This is a genomic window from Nodosilinea sp. LEGE 07298 (assembly GCF_015207265.1).
Classification (GTDB): Bacteria; Cyanobacteriota; Cyanobacteriia; order Phormidesmidales; family Phormidesmidaceae; genus Nodosilinea.
Map to the genome: position 1 here is coordinate 1 of NZ_JADEXE010000155.1, position 16,233 is coordinate 16,233.

Consider the following 16,233-nt stretch of genomic DNA (forward strand, 5'->3'; position numbering starts at 1 on the left):
GGGTCTGGTTAAGTTGAATCAGGCTCTGTGAGGTGTGTGATGAGTTCAGCCTGGTTGGTAATTGCAGTGGTGGGGGGGGCGATCGCGTCTGCGTCCAGTCTGCTGGGTTCCCGCGATATCAAGTGGTTTAAGCGACTGCGCCGCCCCGACTGGCTCACCTTCGAGTTTGCCATTCCGATCGTGTGGACGGTGGTGTTTATCTGCGGCGGCTGGTCGGCCTACATCGTCTGGACCCAGACCCAGAGTTGGTGGCTGATGGCTGGGTATGTGCTGCTAGAGCTGCTGATTGTGAGCTACACCCCAGTCATGTGTAAGCTGCAAAGTCTGCGGGTGGGGGCAGCGATCGGGGCGGCGGGGTTTGTGTTTGGGCTGCTGCTGGCCTGGCCCGTTGCGCAGGTAGACACCAATGCGCTGCTGCTGCTGCTGCCCTACCTGCTGTGGAGCCCGGTGGGGACATTCATCACCTGGCAGATGGTGCAGCTGAATCCAAGTCAAGCCTGAGAATGATCGAAGCCGCCTCTCGTGGGGTGAAGGGCGGAGGGGGAATTAGTACTCTGCGAGTTTAGATACTATTCTCGGGGGCTAGGGAGCAAGGGGGCTAGGGAGCCAAGCAATTCGGAATGGTGGGCATATTTCAGCCGCCGAGTATAGTACTCAACGGCGCAAGTTGGGGGACTATTGCCGATCGCGGAAGGGCTGGGGAGCTAAGGGGCTGGATTAATGGATTTATTTCAGTTATACGGTACTGGGGTAGACCAATGGGCTACTGGGCGGAGCAACTTTGCATATCAGATAATAAAGATAAGCTTTGTCCAAAAGTTCACGTAAGCGGGTAAATTATCAAAAAGCTATAAGAATCAATCTATATAGTCTAGTGCTAGAGATTGCTTGCCTATATTCTAAATCAGTATAACTGAACACCAAGTACTAATCCTGAAGATCTAGCTCTACCAAAGGTTCCAGTTAACACTGCATATTTAGACCATCTTTACGAACAAAGCTAGACATATAACGCGGTTAAATTCAATTCTTAGCTGCACTTCCCAGATGAAAGCAATAGTAAAGTTGCTAGCCATCTAACGTGACCAGACATTTACCTGTTTGGTTATAAGTCGGCAGGCGCAATGAGTAGATATAAGTCGATGTGGGTCAGATTAATCCACGTTGGCTAAACTTTGTCGAAGGCAATCAACTAATGCCTGCGCGGGTTACGCTGCCGCCAACCCATTTTATATTTGCATTAACTCACCCTCTCATATCATTGCTGTAAAGGAAAACAATTTAAATCAATTTGCTAGACCATCTGTGTCTATTTGAGTCTAAATCACACGTAGATCAAGGGTTTTGGGCTGGTTATTTCTGGCCAGTTTTTGGCTCGTCTACTAAGTTAATAACCTATCGTCACAGCCCTCGGTGCAAATCTGCAAGGATGTTCCCTACCTGCTAGAAGTTAGTGATTACTTATCGTCAAGCCAACTCGTTCCACCCTCAAGAATTTTTATTTAATCCTCAAAACTTAGCTTATAAAATTGAACACAAGAATGATTTAGCCCTGACTGGCTATTGGTATCATTCCTTCCATGACGATACCTGTCATCTGGCTGACAAATCCTGGTGGTTAGGATTAGTGGAGGGGAGGGTTGTTTTCTCAGGACAACAGCCTTTATCCATCAACTATCTGCTAGAAATAATTGAGCGCTATGTTTTTCGCATCCGCAGCAAGCCAACTCAAAGCACCATCCTTGAGCTTAAAGAAGCGCTGTATCTAGACGATCAAGATGGTCAGCTAGAGCTACTGCCGGTTTTTTTGGAAAACCTATATGAGTTGGAGGTAATTCAGCCTGAAGAGGTTCAACATGCTGTGCGGCTCAGAGTATTGCAAGACCTGGATCAGGTGCTGTTTAGTTACTCTGGTCAGGCTCAGTTTAAACCAGAGGATGATCTTTCAATTCAAACCCTAGTTCCTGGCTTTGAGCTCTCAAAAATATTGGCCGAGGCGCGTCGTCGACAGCTAATTTGGGAGCAGGTTAAGCGCACAATTCCTAGTCTCGATAGCAAGCTTTTCATCCATGAGGAAGCGGTTAGAGCATCCCGCATAACCGATCGCCAGGAAAAATATCTGAGAGCCCTACTCTCCCATGGCGCAACCGTAAACTCTATTACATTAGCTCTGGCTCAAGACACTCTAGAAATTGCTAGAGGTTTAGCAAAGTTAGCGGAGCAAGGACTAATTAAGGTTGAATTGCCGTTTCGTAAAGCAGTATCTCAAATCTTAATCATCGATGACTCTCCGGTTATGCTGCAGCAGTTCAAACGGTTGGTTTCCGGTTGGGGATACCAGGTGCGATCGCATGATGATCCTATGACTGCGGTAGAAACTATGCTGGAAGTACAGCCAGCGATTGTCTTCCTGGACATCAACATGCCAGACATTTCTGGGTTCGATTTATTGAAGCAGATTCGGCGACACTCGCAAATTGCGGCTACTCCCTTAATCATGCTGACGGCAGAACGTACACTCTCGAATAATTGGCGATCGCAGTGGAGCGGCTGCCAGTTTTTGTCTAAACCCCTTGCCACCGAAGAGATTCCTAGATTTGAAGCAGAGCTAAGAGAGCTTTTAAAGGCCGTGATTCCTAGTGCGGTAACTGGTTGAACCTCTATTGAGTAATGCACTGAACTAGTACTCTGCGGCGCAAGTTTAGATACTATTCTCCGGGGGCTAGGGAGCCAAGCAATTCGGAATGATGGGCATATTTCAGTCGTCGAGTACTAGGTCAGGAAAAATTAGTTGTAAATATGATTAGAAATATTTATTAAGCTTAGGACTATAAAACGTGAACGACATTATATTTGAGGCTAATCCAGGGCTCATGCCAGCCCTATTTTTCCTTAAATCTTTTTGGCAACAGATTAAGCTTTCTCTATCCCCGTCTGTAGCTACGATCAACACATCTAGATCAAAGATTTGGGTGCTGAGTAGTTCGAAATTGGTTCTAGACCAGTTTGAGCTATTCAGGCAACGAGGTTATCCAATTGTCGCCTATCAGGCCGATTCCGCCTTATCTCATGCACTCTCGTCTGCTGCGATCGTTTTTCTAGATCCTCAAACGTCGGGTCAGTCCAGCAGCGAGATACTCAGGCTATTGCAGCACCGATCCGACTGGCTTAGTATCCCGTTGATTGTTCTAACCTCAGAGGTTAGGCTGTGCCAAAGTTGGCGACAGTCACAGCATCGTCATCGGTTTCTATTGAGCCCAAAGGCTCATTCAGATGGACCAGAATTCAAAGCTGACGTAGAGAAAATACTGCGAGAATTTTCTGTCAAACCAAGCCCACGTTGAAAAACGTAGTTTTGGCTATCATCACCCCCTGAGTAAGGTGAAGATGATGAAATAGTCGAAGGCAAATAGCCAGCCAATCAATCTTAACTTTATCAAGTCTTGGTTTAGAGTGCCTGTTACTTTAAATTCTCACATCTTCTAAAAAGCTCTGCTGTTTAGATCCGGATATCGTCATTTTGTCTAGAAGTTTGATTTGGAGATCCAGAAAATATCAGATTCTACGGAGAAGTTTAGTATGCAAATTTTAGTGGTTGACGATAGTGCTGTAGATAGGCAGTTCCTGTCAACATTGCTTGAGGATATGGGACATCGAGTGGAAGCTTCTGACAGTACAAAGGGCGTTGTAGAAAAACTCTCTACCGGTCAATATAGCTGCCTATTTCTCGATATTGTGATGCCTGAACAGGATGGCTACAAATTTTTGCGAGAGATTCGCACCAATCAGGTGACGGCCCAGCAAAACGTAATTTTTTGCTCTAGCAAAAAGACCCCTGTAGAGGTTAAATACGGCCTCAAAAGGGCGGGGGCGAATGATTATATTACCAAACCTGTGAGCCGAGAACGACTGGCCGAGGTTTTGCAGAAACTCTAAATCTATATTCATTGCTTAATTAAACCCAATCCAAGTCCAGGCGTGAAGTTTTGCCGATGGGAAAACTTCAGATCCTGAGCTGGACTTGGTATATTTTCTCCTCATGAATTTCCTATGACGGACTCTTTTGAAGCCGATCTCGATTCCCTGGCTCTGCCCGATAGCTCATACTTCTTGACTCAGGTTGGCCGCCGCCGCCTAGCTTTTCCCTCCACCGAAATTGCCGAAGTGATGCTGGTAGATAGATCGCAGGTATTGAGCCTGCCCTTTTACCAGCCCAGTCTCTTAGGGGTGGTGCATGTTCAGGGGCAGCTGGTGCCGCTGGTAACGCTGCAAGTTCTGCTGGAGGGAGCGAGCGGCGTAACCCGGGAGGTCTTTAATGCCGTGCAGCTGAACGCCAGCTCCCAGCTCGCCGGTATTGCTCTAGTGATCGATCAGCTAGTGGGCAACTGCACCGCCGAACAGCTCGCTCAAGACTCAACAATTGAGCCGTTTAATCCTGAAATTGTCCCGGCAGATCTGTGGCAGCCTCGCCGCTGGATACCTTTGGCGGTCTGAACTGCCCGCCTCTCGGATAGTCCGAACCGATCGAGACGACTCCAGTCACGCTCTAGCGGTATCTAGCCTAAAGCTCTCTATATTTTTGACCTATTTTTTAGTGGGACTAATGTATGAAACGTCGACGTTTATTTAATCAGCTAACGCTTGGGGCGATCGGGGCTGGGGTGGCGTCTGCCTGTAGCAGTTCGCCAACGGTGTTTACGCCCAACAGCAGCAGTGGCGGTAGTAACCCTCGCATCGAATGGCGCATGGCCACCAGCTGGCCCGAAAACCTGGATATCGTGTTTGGTACCGCCCAGCGGATGTGCGATCGCATCAGCGAGCTAACTCAGGGCAATTTCTCCATTACGGCCTTTCCGGCCGGGGGGATTGCGCCACCGCTGGAAATTCTCGACACGGTGCAGGCTGGAACAGCTGAATGTGGCCACACCGCTGGCTACTACTACACCTCGAAAAATCGCGCCTTTGCCTTTGCTACCAGCATGCCCTTTGGCCTCAACCCTCACCAGCACGTTGCCTGGCTCTACGGAGCCGGGGGGCTCGATTTAATTCGGGGCATCTACGGTGATTTTGGCGTGATTAACTTTCCGGCTGGCAGCACCGGTAACCAAATGGGCGGCTGGTTTCGCAACAAAGTCAACTCCGTCAGCGAAATGCAGGCGATTAAAATGCGCATGCCGGGGCTAGGCGGCGAAGTGCTCAAGCGGATGGGGGCTGAGGCCCAGAACATGCCGCCAAACGAGATTTTGCTGGGTCTGGAGCGAGGCAACATTGATGCCGCAGAGTGGGTAGGGCCTTACGAAGACGAAAAGCTGGGCCTCAACCAGTACGCCCCCTATTACTACTACCCCGGCTGGCACGAACCGGGCACAACTTACGAACTCGTCGTCAACCAGGTTGCCTGGGAGCGGCTGCCGGTGGAGTACCGTCAGGCGATTGAGCTAGCCGCCTTTGAAGCTCAGGTCAGAATGCTAGCCGAGTATGACGCGGCCAATCGGGAGGCCTTGCAGCGGCTAATTAGCTCCGGCACCGAGCTGATCTCTTATACCCCAGAAATCATTCAAGGGGCTCGTACAGCGGCCAATGATCTCTATGCCGAGTACGCCAGCCAGGATGCCAGCTTCCGGCAAATTTACGACAACTGGAATGCCTTTCGAGGGGGAATCTATCGCTGGAATAGCGTCAACGAGCGCAGCTTTGCCGAGCTGATTTTCTCAGATACCTAAGCGTATTTCACCCAATGGATTGTTGTTCAAGATTTAGCAACGTAATCGCAACGTAATAGCAGGAGCCAAATTACCATGACTCTCCCTGGCCAGAATACCTGGGAAGCCTCCACGTACCCTGTCGATGCCCCTGTCGATGCCCCTGTCGATGTCCCTGCCAATGCCGACAATGACGCATTTACCTCCCCTGCCGATCGAAAGGCTGAAACAGAGGATGCTCCTGTCCTTCAAGTAGTACCCAATGAACCGATTTCGCCCCGCAGAGGACTCGGCATTGGTTTTAAAGCCACGGTCTTGGCGGCGGTGTTTGGCGTGCTGCCGGTGCTGGTGGTTGGTAACGTGGCGTACCGGTCGGCTAACCAGTCGATTACGGAGCGGATTGCTCAAGAAGAAATTGCCGGGGTAGATCAGCTCTCTGACCAGCTGCGCCGGTTTTTACAGGAGCGGGTGGCCAACGCCAGCACAGTTGCCAATATCGCGCAGGAGTCAGGTCTATTTGCTAGCGATCTAGATTCGGTAGAAAGGGCGGCCGTTACCGGGCAATTGACCCGAGAGCTGACGCAGTTTGTACAGGACTATCGCACCTACTCCAGTTTGGGGATATTTAGCATCAATGGCGATGTTTTGGTGCAGTCTACAGGCTCTGCTCAGGAGGTGAACCAGCGGGGGGCGACCTATTTTCAGCAGGTGCTGTCGACTCAGGCCCCGGTGATTAGTGAGCCGGTGGCGGTAGAGTCTGCCGTGGCCGGTGCAGCGGCTATCTATGTCGCGGTACCAGTCAAAGATGTTGCGGGAACATTGCTGGGGGTCGTTGTGGCCAAGATTCCAGTGGAATTTGTGGGCAATGCTATTCTCCGGGCCGCTAGTTTGGGCGAAGGCACCCAATACCGATTGGTGGATAGCTCCGGCGAGATTTTTCAGAGTCTGCCCGCTGATCCTGAGAATCCTCAGGTGGGGTTGCCTTTGGCCGATCTGCTGGCCAGTTTCGCCGATGTCAATGCTCAGAAACAGCGTCAGGCCTGGATTGAGTCGGCTCAGGGCCAGGAATTTCTGAATGCCTATGCGCCTCTCCAGGGGTTTGATGCTCTGAACTGGAGCGTGGTTGCCTCTAGCGATACAAACCTGGCCTTTTTGCCCCAGCGCCAGCTGCTGCAAACGATTGTGGTGGGTACGCTGCTGACCGGAGTGACGGCGGTACTGCTGGGGATTTTGCTGGCCAGACGCGCCACCCGACCCGTCAGCCAGGCGGCGAAGGCCGTGGAACTGCTGGGCCAGGGGCAGCTCGACGCCCGCGTACCGGTGCGGGGCAATGATGAACTGGCCATTTTGGGCATGAACGTGAACCGCATGGGCGACCAGATTCAGGGCTTGCTGGCCACCCTGCGGCGGAATGCTGAGCAGCTGGGGTTACAAAACGACGTTCTGGCCGACCTGGCCCGTCACGAAGCGCTGATTCAGGGCGATGCCCAGGCGGCGGCGACCTCCTTTAGTGAAGCGATCGCCCGTACTCTGAACCTGGAGGGGGTGAGCGTTTGGCTGATGCAGCCCGAACAGACCCGGCTACTGTGCCTGACTCGCTATCAGCAGGGGGGCAGGCGGGCGGACGTTGTTACCGCTCTGTCTACCGACGCGGTGCCCAACTATTTCGCGGCGATCGCCCAGAACCAACCCCTAAGCGTCACCCATCTCGCCGACCATCCGGCAGGCCGGGAGCTGCAGGCCGAGAATGCCCTGGCCCCCACGACCGTTTCTCTGCTGGAGGTGCCGATTCAGATTACCGGTACCGTGGTCGGCAGTCTGCGCTGTGAGCACAGCGGCAGCCCCCGCGAGTGGAGGGCTGAGGAGCAAACCTTTATTGGCTCTGTGGCCAACCTAATTTCGCTGGCGCTGGAGAGTGAACTATTGCAGGGAGAGGTGAGCCACCTGCTAGACGTGGTGTCGGAGGTCGAAGAGGGCAACCTGACGGTGCAGGCTCAGGTGAGCGATCGCACCACCGGCCTGGTTGCCGATACCTTTAACCGCCTAATTGAGCGACTGTCGGATGTGCTCAAGCAGGTGACGGATACGGCCCAGCAGGTCACAGCGGGCGCAAACCAGCAAAAAACTCAGGCTAGCCTGATTGCGGCCAACGCCGCCCAGCAGGTTACCGGGGTAAACCAAATTCTGAAGCTGACGGCCCAGGTCGAGACCCTGGCCCAGGACACCGTTCGCCAGGTCGAAACCACCAGCGCCTCTCTGCAGGCGGTGCAGACGACGGTGGTCGAAGGCCAGCAGGCGATTACCAACCTAACCTCGGGTATTGGCATTCTGCAGGAAGGCAGCGATCGCATCATTCAGCAGATGAAGACCCTGGGGGAATTTGTTGGTCTGGCCGATCAGTTTGTTCAAGACCAGACTCAGGTGGCTTCTCTCACCCAAACCCTGGCCCTGAATGCATCGCTGGTGGCCGCCCGAGCCGCCGAACAGCGTGACCCCCGTCAGTTTGTGGTGGCGGCGCGAGAATTTAGCTCGATTGCGAGCCAGGTTAGCCAGCTAGCCCAGCAAACCAACAACAGCCTGACCACGCTAGAGCAGCGCAGCGCCCAGATTCAAAGCGTTGTGTTTGCCGTCGATGCGGATGTGCAGCGACTGGGGGGGCTGGTAGAAGAGTTTACCCAGGGCGTTGGCCAATCTCGGCAGGTGTTTAGCGATGTGCAGACCGTGACGGTGGCGGCGGTCGAGGCCGAAACAGCGGTCACCCAGGTGAGCCAAAACATTGTGGGGGCAGTGCAGGAAGCGGCCGCGGTGGTGCGCACCATTACCGACATTGCCACCCAAACCGCCGGGCTTACCCAGGCCAACCGTCTGCAGTCGGAACAGATGGAGGCCCTGTCGTACCAGCTGCTGGAAACCATTCAGTTCTTCCAGCTGCCGGCTGAATTCGAGGCTTCCGGTGACGACGGCGATACTCAGGTGTTCGCTCCTATAGAGGCCAGGCGCACCCCATGAGCCTCGGGTCTGCTGTTCTGCTCATTTAGTTCTTCTGCTCATTTAACTGAATCGTTATCCAGGTAATTTCATGTCAACTGCCATTCCCCCCCGGCCCCGAGCGGCGGAAAAAACGCCTCCAACCGGTGCCAGCCTCTCCCCTGGCGATCGCCCCCAGAAGCCCACAACAGCGTCGTTTGGGCTGCGGTGGCAGGCAACGCTGCTGGCGATCGCCGTGGGGGTAGTGCCGGTGGTAACGATCGGCGGCCTAACCGCCTGGATGACGCGCCAGGCCGGCCTTCGCAAAGCCGAACAGCAGCAGCTGGTGCAGGCTCAGCTGCTGGCCGATCGCATGGGGGGAGTGCTAGTGGAGCACTCGCGGGCCGCCCAACTGGTCGCCAGCCTGGCCATGTTTGCAGAACGCGATCGCCGCCTGGCGACGCCATCAGCCCAAAAAAAGCAGGTGCTGAATCAGGTGGTGGCGGAGAGCGAGGCCGTCAGTATGGCCTTTCTCGACCCTCAGGGCCAGCCCCTGGTTCAGTCTGACGCCAGCAATCCGCTGCCCGAGAACTTGGGCGATCGCGCCTTTTTTCAGCAGGCGATTCAGTCGCGGCAGACCACGGTCGCAACGCTGGATGCCGAGGCCAATAACCCAGGGCAGATCGAACTGGTGGCCCCGGTGATCGATCGCACCAGCAACCAGCCGGTGGGGGCGATCTGGATGCAGATTCCCCTGGCTGCGATCGCGCCGCTGTTTGAGCCCCATCTAGAAACCGGCAGTGAGTGGCATGTCTTCACCGGGGAGGGCGAGTTTGTGGCTGGTAGCCAGCCCAACTATCTGGCTACTACGGTCGCTGAGACGTTTAGCGGCATACCGGAACAGCACGCCTCCCGGCAGCCAGCTGCCGCCATTTTTCCGGCTGCCGGTGGCCAGGCTCTGGTTAGCTACGCGCCCGTGGAGACCATCGATGGTCTTGGCGATCCTAACCTGGGGGCACTGCTCACCACCGATACGGCGATCGCCCTGGCCCCGATTCGGCAGCAGATCTTGCTCTTGCTGCTGGGCACGGCAGCGGTGGCCGGGACAGGTGCGATCGCGCTGGTTTGGTTTGCCAAACGCACCGTCGCTCCCATCGTCGCCGCTACCCAGGCGATCGAAAACCTGAAGCAAGGAGATTTTGATCACCGTCTGATGGGTTCGGGGCCGGGGGAACTGGCTGTTCTCAGCACCGCCATTGACCAGCTGGCCCAGCACCTGCAGTCGTCTTTTGCCACCTTAGAGCAGACTCGGGCTGAGCTAGAGCAGCAGTTTGGTCAGCGCACCACCGTTCAAGACGACCAGACCCAGGCGCTGCAGCACGAGCTAGACCAGCTTTTGAGCGCCTTTTCTGCCGTCAGAATGGGAGACTTGACCATCACGGCGGCGGTGAACCCGACCGGGATGGGCCAGTTGGCCGCCGCCTTTAATCAGCTGATTGAGCGGCTGGGTCAGATGCTGGCGGCGGTATCGGCCATGACCACCGAAGTCACCCAGGCGGCTGGCGGCGTGGAAACGCTAGCGATCGATATGGCCAGTCAGGCTGACCAGCAAGTGCAGTCGGTCAGCCGGGTGCAGTCGCTGGTGGAAACCATTCAAACCCTGTGCCAAGACCAGCAGCAGCAGGTAACGGTGACCATCGATGCGATCGCCCAGGGTCAGACGGCCATGGCCCAGGGACAGCAAGACATGGAGACAATGACCAGCGATGTGGGCAGCTTGCAGCGAGAAACCCAGCAGATGGTGGGGCGCACCCAAACCCTGACCAGCTACGTCGATCTGGCCACCCAGTTCGTGAAAGACCAGAAGCGGATTGCCTCTCTGACTCGGGTGCTGGCCCTGAACGCCTCTATGCTGTCCACCCGCGCCTCTGAACAGCAAGACCCCACCCAGTTCGCCGCTGTTACCCGCGAGTTTGAGACCATTGCCAGCCAGGTGAACGATCTGGCGGCTGAAACCAACCAAAGTCTGGTGGTTTTGCAGCGCCGCACCGAACAGATTCAAACCGTGGTGTCGGGTCTAAACCACGATGTGGAAGGCATTAGCCAGCAGGCCGACAGCCTCACCTCTGGGATCGGCCAGTCTAATCAAACCTTTGAACAGATTCGCACCGCGATGGCTCAGGTGGCGGCCCTGGGGCAGCAGGTGACCCAGGTCGCTCAGGCGATCGCAGGTGGGGCCGAAACCACCCTAGAGTCGATTCAGCCGATGGCCCAGGCCGCTACGGCTACCGCTAGCCAGGCCCATGCCATTCGCCTGCAGTCACAGTCGCTGGCTGCGATCGCCCACAGCCTCGATCGCAACGTCACCTATTTTCAACTGCCCGCCCCGACCCATAATTCACTGCCGCCGTCGACGCCTGAGGCCGATGTCGATGCCGACGCGGCGGCTACAGCCCCTAATGCGATCGAGGTTCACCCTTAACGGTCTGCCCGGTTATCCATCTCGCCCTGACGCTTGTTTCACCATACTCTTCCGTTGCTAAAACACCATGCTTAATCCTGACCAAGCCGCCTCGGCCCCGGATAACGGCACCCATTCCACCGATGAGTCTGCGGATCTGATGGAAGCGCAGCTGCAGCAAGAACTGCGCAGTATGTTCGAGGTCGATACCCAAAAGGGCCTGCAAACCTACCTCGATCAGGCGGCAGGGCTGCAGCCTCAGTCTTGGACTAAAGATATCCAGACCCTGTATCGCGTCATTCACACGATCAAAGGGGGGGCCGTGACCGTAGGGGCCGAGAGCATTTTGCAGGTCGCCACTAGCCTCGAAGATCTGCTCTCCGATCTGCGCCATTTGACCACGGCCCCGCCGCTAGACGACCGCCAGCTCAACGACATGCTGGTAGAAGCAGGCGAACTGATCGCGGCCACGCTGCCGATCGCCAATCAAAGCCAGCCGCCTCAGCTGCAACCCGCCCTACAGCGCATTCAGCAGATTCGAAACCAGGTGCAGCAGGCCTATTTGCCGCAGTGGTCTGAGCAGCAGCAAATACAACAAGACTTTGCCCAGCAGGGGCTAGAGCTGGTCGTGCTAGATCTGGAAATTGCCCTGGAAAAGCTGCCAACCTCCGGTCCCCTACCCGAATCGATTCTTCACAGCGCCCGCCACCTGATCGATCAGCTCGACCAGATTGGCCAAGACGTAGGCTTCTCGACGGGCTGGGATACCTTACTTCGTCAGGCTGAGGCCCTTTTGAGTCAACTCAGTATCTCCACCTGGCGCAGCCAATGGCCCCGACTGTTTCAAGCCCTAAAAGACTGTGCTAGCCAGGCTGGGCAGCCGGTTGCCTTTGAGCTGGTGCTGAGTGAAGACCGGCTGCCGCTCGCTCCAACGGCAGCGATTGCCGACGCAACTGGGGCGAGTAATAGGCTTAACCCCCAGGCTGCGGCCGATATGGCGGATCTGCTAGGCGACGTAGAGCACTTTTTCGATCGCCTCGATGGCCTAGATCTGAGCCTAGATCTAGATCTGGATCATGCTGAGACCGCTGATGCCCAACCCGTTGACCCGGCATTGGAGCCGCTGAGCGCCACCCTAGAAGACATCTCCAGTTTGTTCCCTGCTGAGCTGGCTACAGAGCCTTTGATCGCCACCGGAGAAGACTGGGCGCTGCCACCCGATGCCCAAACCTGGATCATTGAGCCGTTTGACCCTGTTGCTGTGGATGATGACGAGCGATCGCACTCTGCCCTCGCTTCCACCGATCTGGTCTCCACTCCAGAGCCAGTCGATGCGGCGGCGATCGCTCCCATCCCCGACCTGTCTGCCCCCGCCGCAGACGCTAGCCCAGATACCGTGCAGATTCCAGTGCCCCTGGCTAAGCTAGACCAGTCTGCCCAAGATTTGATCAACACGCTGCTGTCGGCTAGAAGCACCCAGGGTCTGTATCAAGTTCTACAGGCCCAAATTTTACAGATGGTGGCCCTGGCCCAGGAGGGCGTGCAGTACGCGACCCAGCTGCGCCAAATTCAAGAAGACTACGCCCTGCTCGACAACTTCAAAATTTCGGTGCGGGGTGGCAGTCGCCCCACGCTAGAGCGCTACCGGCAAGGCTATACGACCGTTAACCGTCTGCTAGAAACCAGCCTCAGGCTGTCTGAGCTGGGGGCCGAGGCCGGAAAATCGACCCAGCAAATGGCAGACAGTCTGCAATACCTCGACAGTCGCGTGCTCAAGCTCCAGACGACGGTCGAAGAAAGTCGGCTAGTGCCGTTTAGTAATCTGGGTTTTCGGGCGCGGGCGATTCTCCGCGATCTGACTACCCGCTTCCAAAAGCCGGTTCGGCTGGTCGTGGTAGGAGAACGCATCGAGCTAGACGTGGGTACGGCTCGCAGTCTAGAGCCCGCTCTACTGCACCTGATTCGCAATGCCTTTGACCATGCGATCGAACCCGTAGCCGATCGCCAGCAGCAGGGCAAATCTGAGCAGGGAATGCTCACCCTGACCCTGCGCCGTCAGGGCAGCGCCTACCAGCTCGATGTCGAGGATGACGGTTGCGGTATTGATGCCCAAGCCGTTCAGTCTCGGGCCAAATCGCTGGGGCTACCCCTCACTCAGACCGACACAATGGCTGATTTGCTGGCGGTGATCTGTCAACCTGGCTTTAGTTCTGAGACTCAGGTGAGTGACCTCTCTGGGCGAGGGGTGGGTATGGATGTGGTCGTGGCGCAGATGCAAAAACTCGGCGGCAAGCTCACCCTCGACACTGAGTTGGGCAGCGGCACCACCTTTCACCTACAGTTTCCGGTGCCCCACCTGCTGGTCTCTTGTGTGGTGCTACAGGCGGGCGATCGCAGCTTTGCCATTCCCACCGAAGATATTCGCACTACGGCCCTGTTCGAGCGGCTGCAGGCCGTCCCTGTGAGCGATCGCGATGCCGTGTATTCGTGGCAGGTCGAGACGGAAGATGGCACCATCCCCGGCTTAGACCTCCTGGAATACTGGCAGCCCCAGGGCACCCGGCGATCGCTAGAGAATACCGCCATCTGTGTCTCGGTGCAGTCGAGCTTGGGGGGCCGTAGTGCCTGGCTAATCGCCGACGATCTGCTGGGGCAGACCGATCTGATCATTAACCCTCTCCCCTCTCCCCTCCAGCCTGCCGAGGGCTTAATGGGCATGAGTCTGCAACCCGACGGCACGCTGCTGCCCGTGCTCAACGCTCCAGCCCTGGTAGAACGGCTGCATCTTGCGCCAAAACTGGCGGCGGCAGCGGGCTTAACCGACCCCGTCACCTTTGAAGAAACGGTCGTGACGACCCCCACCATTTTGATTGCGGATGATGCCGCCCTGATGCGCCGTCGCCTGGAGGCCAGTCTGACCACCCACGGCCACGAAACCCACACCTGTGCTGACGGCCTAGAAGCCTGGAACTGGCTCCAGACCAATCCACTACCGGCGTTGATCATCACCGATATTGAAATGCCCAATATGGACGGGTTCACCCTGATCGATCGCTGCCGTCAAAAAGGCATTCAGACGCCAGTGCTGGTGGTTTCTTCTCGACTATCGGAAGACTGGTTCGAAGAAGCCCGCCGCGTCGGCGCTACCGACTACCTAACCAAAGGGTTCTCGACCCCAGAGCTGATTCAAAAAGTCGAAGAGCTGATGCAATAGCCCCTCATCGAATGAATGTCACTGAATCAAGCCCTTACAAATCGCTGAAAGCCCTGATCTACCGTAGGGTGGGCACTGCCCACCAATCCTAATTCCGTGACATCCGCTCATTGAATAGATTCACCAGCGGTAGTGGCGATCGGTCGTTGGCAGGCACAGCGCTTAGCCTAACCAGGTTGCCCCAAAGACACGGCTCCTGCCAACGACGGGTTTGGCAAGTTACTCCAGCAGCAGCGTTTTGGTCAAAATGACCATCCACACTTCGACTCCGCTCAGTGACCGCGTCTCGACTCCGCTCAGTGACCGTGGCTCGACTCCGCTTGACGCACCGGGCGGTACAGGGATGGGGTCGCTCCAGTCGTTGGGGTCGGCGTAGCCGAGGGCGTGGAGAATTTTGATGGTGCGATCGATGCCCGCCAGGCTGCCATAAAGCATGTGGCGCACCTTCTCAGGATTCAGGGACCGGGTCCCTTTGTCGTTGGCTCCAGATTTGGGCGGCAGCGGCAGCGACCCAGCCTCTTGGGCACCTTCAGTCGCGTCACGATCGCTAGGTTCGAGATATTCAAACATCGGTTCTGTTTCCTTTTGTGATGGAAAGAAAACAGAACGCGAAAACCCCAGCCGCCCGCAGTCTGAGGTGCAAACTGGGGGGGCTAGGGTACGATCTACCATAGCCCAGCAATCTGCCTAAGAGATTTGCGGGGTTAGCTGTCTGTTGGTGTCCTACCACCTTCAGACAGCGCCAAGATTTTCGAGTTCTGCATGTCCACCGCTCGGGCTGAACGGCTTAACGTAAAAGAGTACTGATACAACCGCTCGGCGTCAACCGTAGAGGGGAGCTAATCAGTAAAGGGAAGTTGAAGGATTGCAGTCTGCAACAGAGGGGTGGTTATACTAAAGCTTTCTACCTAATCACCCTTACAGGGCAATTAGGCTGATTTTTTCACCTAACAACCTTACAAGGATATTAGGTTGCCAGATTTCCACCTAATCTGCCATATAGGGGTATTAGACAGAATTTCTCCCTCTAAAAACGAGTTAGACGGCCAAGCTCAGGTGACTTAGCATGCTACTTGTCTAACCTTTCCCTATCCAAAAGAACAGTTGAGTTAAGATTGTGGGAAAATCTCCAGCATTGTCATGAGCAAGTTACCCAAACGTAGTAAATCTCAAAAGATTGGTGTCAGTGCTGCTGATCTATTAAGTTCTGTCTTTGCCGAGTTTTGCAACGTTATTCCTGTCCCTCAAGATAGGGATCTCGGCATTGACTTCATCTGTGAAATCATACAGGGAGAATACCCAACTGGAAAACTATTTAATATTCAATGCAAAGGAAAAGAAGAAGCAAAAGTAGATGGTAATTCTATCACAGTCCCAATTAAAGTAACAACTCTCAATTATTGGTTGCTTCAATCAAATCCGACATTTTTAACTATTGTTGATTGCCAAAATAGCGTGTTTTACTGGTCTTTTCCTCAAGATTTTCTTGGCTCTCTTAGTAAAAATTGGCAGAGTCAACAAACTGTTTCAATTCCAGTTCCCATTGAAAGCCGTTTTGAGCAAGATATAGATACTTTGCCCAAACAATTGATCTCGATAGTTAATTCACAAGCATCTGCCAGCCTTAAAAATGGTGATTATCTTGGGACGTTGACACTTGCAGATGCAGTAAACAGAGCTACTGATTATGGATTATATGTTGGCTCAATAGGTGTTTCAGGGAGGTGACCTGCAAGCAGATGATGTATTCGCTAGGCTGAACACTAAAGTGCACCTGCTCTGCGATCTCATGCTAACCCTGACACACCTTTTGGAAGAGGCCAAGTGCTACGACAGCGTTCGGACGTTGCGCTGGCCCGACGGCGTTATCCGGTGTCCGAAGTGCGGCT

At 54.9% G+C, this 16,233-nt stretch carries 11 protein-coding genes; 10 read left to right on the plus strand and 1 reads right to left on the minus strand.

Going from position 1 to position 16,233, the window contains the following annotated elements:
* The first annotated feature begins 39 nt into the window (after window positions 1-39).
* From IQ273_RS19690 to IQ273_RS19725, 8 genes are all read left to right on the plus strand, one after another.
* Window positions 40-501: a TspO/MBR family protein gene (locus IQ273_RS19690; protein ID WP_194024870.1), complete on the plus strand. Its 462-nt coding sequence runs from the start codon at window positions 40-42 to the stop codon at window positions 499-501.
* A 952-nt stretch (window positions 502-1,453) separates the two neighbouring features.
* Entirely contained in the window at window positions 1,454-2,656 is a 1,203-nt protein-coding gene (locus tag IQ273_RS35420) for a response regulator (protein WP_194024871.1), read from the plus strand.
* Between the two features lie 923 nt (window positions 2,657-3,579).
* The gene (locus IQ273_RS19700) at window positions 3,580-3,936 is read left to right on the plus strand and encodes a response regulator (protein WP_194024872.1); all 357 of its coding nucleotides are present in this window, start codon (window positions 3,580-3,582) and stop codon (window positions 3,934-3,936) included.
* A gap of 114 nt (window positions 3,937-4,050) precedes the next feature.
* On the plus strand, window positions 4,051-4,494 hold the full coding sequence (locus IQ273_RS19705; RefSeq protein WP_194024873.1) for a chemotaxis protein CheW: 444 nt from the start codon (window positions 4,051-4,053) through the stop codon (window positions 4,492-4,494).
* A 113-nt stretch (window positions 4,495-4,607) separates the two neighbouring features.
* Window positions 4,608-5,723: a TRAP transporter substrate-binding protein gene (locus IQ273_RS19710; protein WP_194024874.1), complete on the plus strand. Its 1,116-nt coding sequence runs from the start codon at window positions 4,608-4,610 to the stop codon at window positions 5,721-5,723.
* Window positions 5,724-5,798: 75 nt separating this feature from the next.
* Window positions 5,799-8,711, plus strand: a complete 2,913-nt coding sequence (locus IQ273_RS19715; protein WP_194024875.1) for a cache domain-containing protein — start codon at window positions 5,799-5,801, stop codon at window positions 8,709-8,711.
* Between the two features lie 70 nt (window positions 8,712-8,781).
* Window positions 8,782-11,151, plus strand: coding sequence for a methyl-accepting chemotaxis protein (locus IQ273_RS19720; RefSeq protein ID WP_194024876.1), 2,370 nt, complete (start codon window positions 8,782-8,784; stop codon window positions 11,149-11,151).
* Between the two features lie 67 nt (window positions 11,152-11,218).
* The gene (locus IQ273_RS19725; RefSeq protein WP_194024877.1) at window positions 11,219-14,344 is read left to right on the plus strand and encodes a response regulator; all 3,126 of its coding nucleotides are present in this window, start codon (window positions 11,219-11,221) and stop codon (window positions 14,342-14,344) included.
* 219 nt (window positions 14,345-14,563) lie between these two features.
* On the opposite strand, the gene IQ273_RS19730 is transcribed toward IQ273_RS19725, so the two are convergent.
* Window positions 14,564-14,914 (minus strand): hypothetical protein, encoded by a 351-nt coding sequence (locus IQ273_RS19730; RefSeq protein WP_194024878.1) that lies wholly within the window; start codon window positions 14,912-14,914, stop codon window positions 14,564-14,566.
* Between the two features lie 570 nt (window positions 14,915-15,484).
* Between IQ273_RS19730 and IQ273_RS19735 the strand changes: the two genes are divergently transcribed.
* Window positions 15,485-16,072: a DUF4365 domain-containing protein gene (locus tag IQ273_RS19735; RefSeq protein ID WP_228053417.1), complete on the plus strand. Its 588-nt coding sequence runs from the start codon at window positions 15,485-15,487 to the stop codon at window positions 16,070-16,072.
* A 61-nt stretch (window positions 16,073-16,133) separates the two neighbouring features.
* On the plus strand, window positions 16,134-16,233 hold a 100-nt coding region (locus IQ273_RS35870; protein ID WP_194021068.1), incomplete at its 3' end, for a transposase.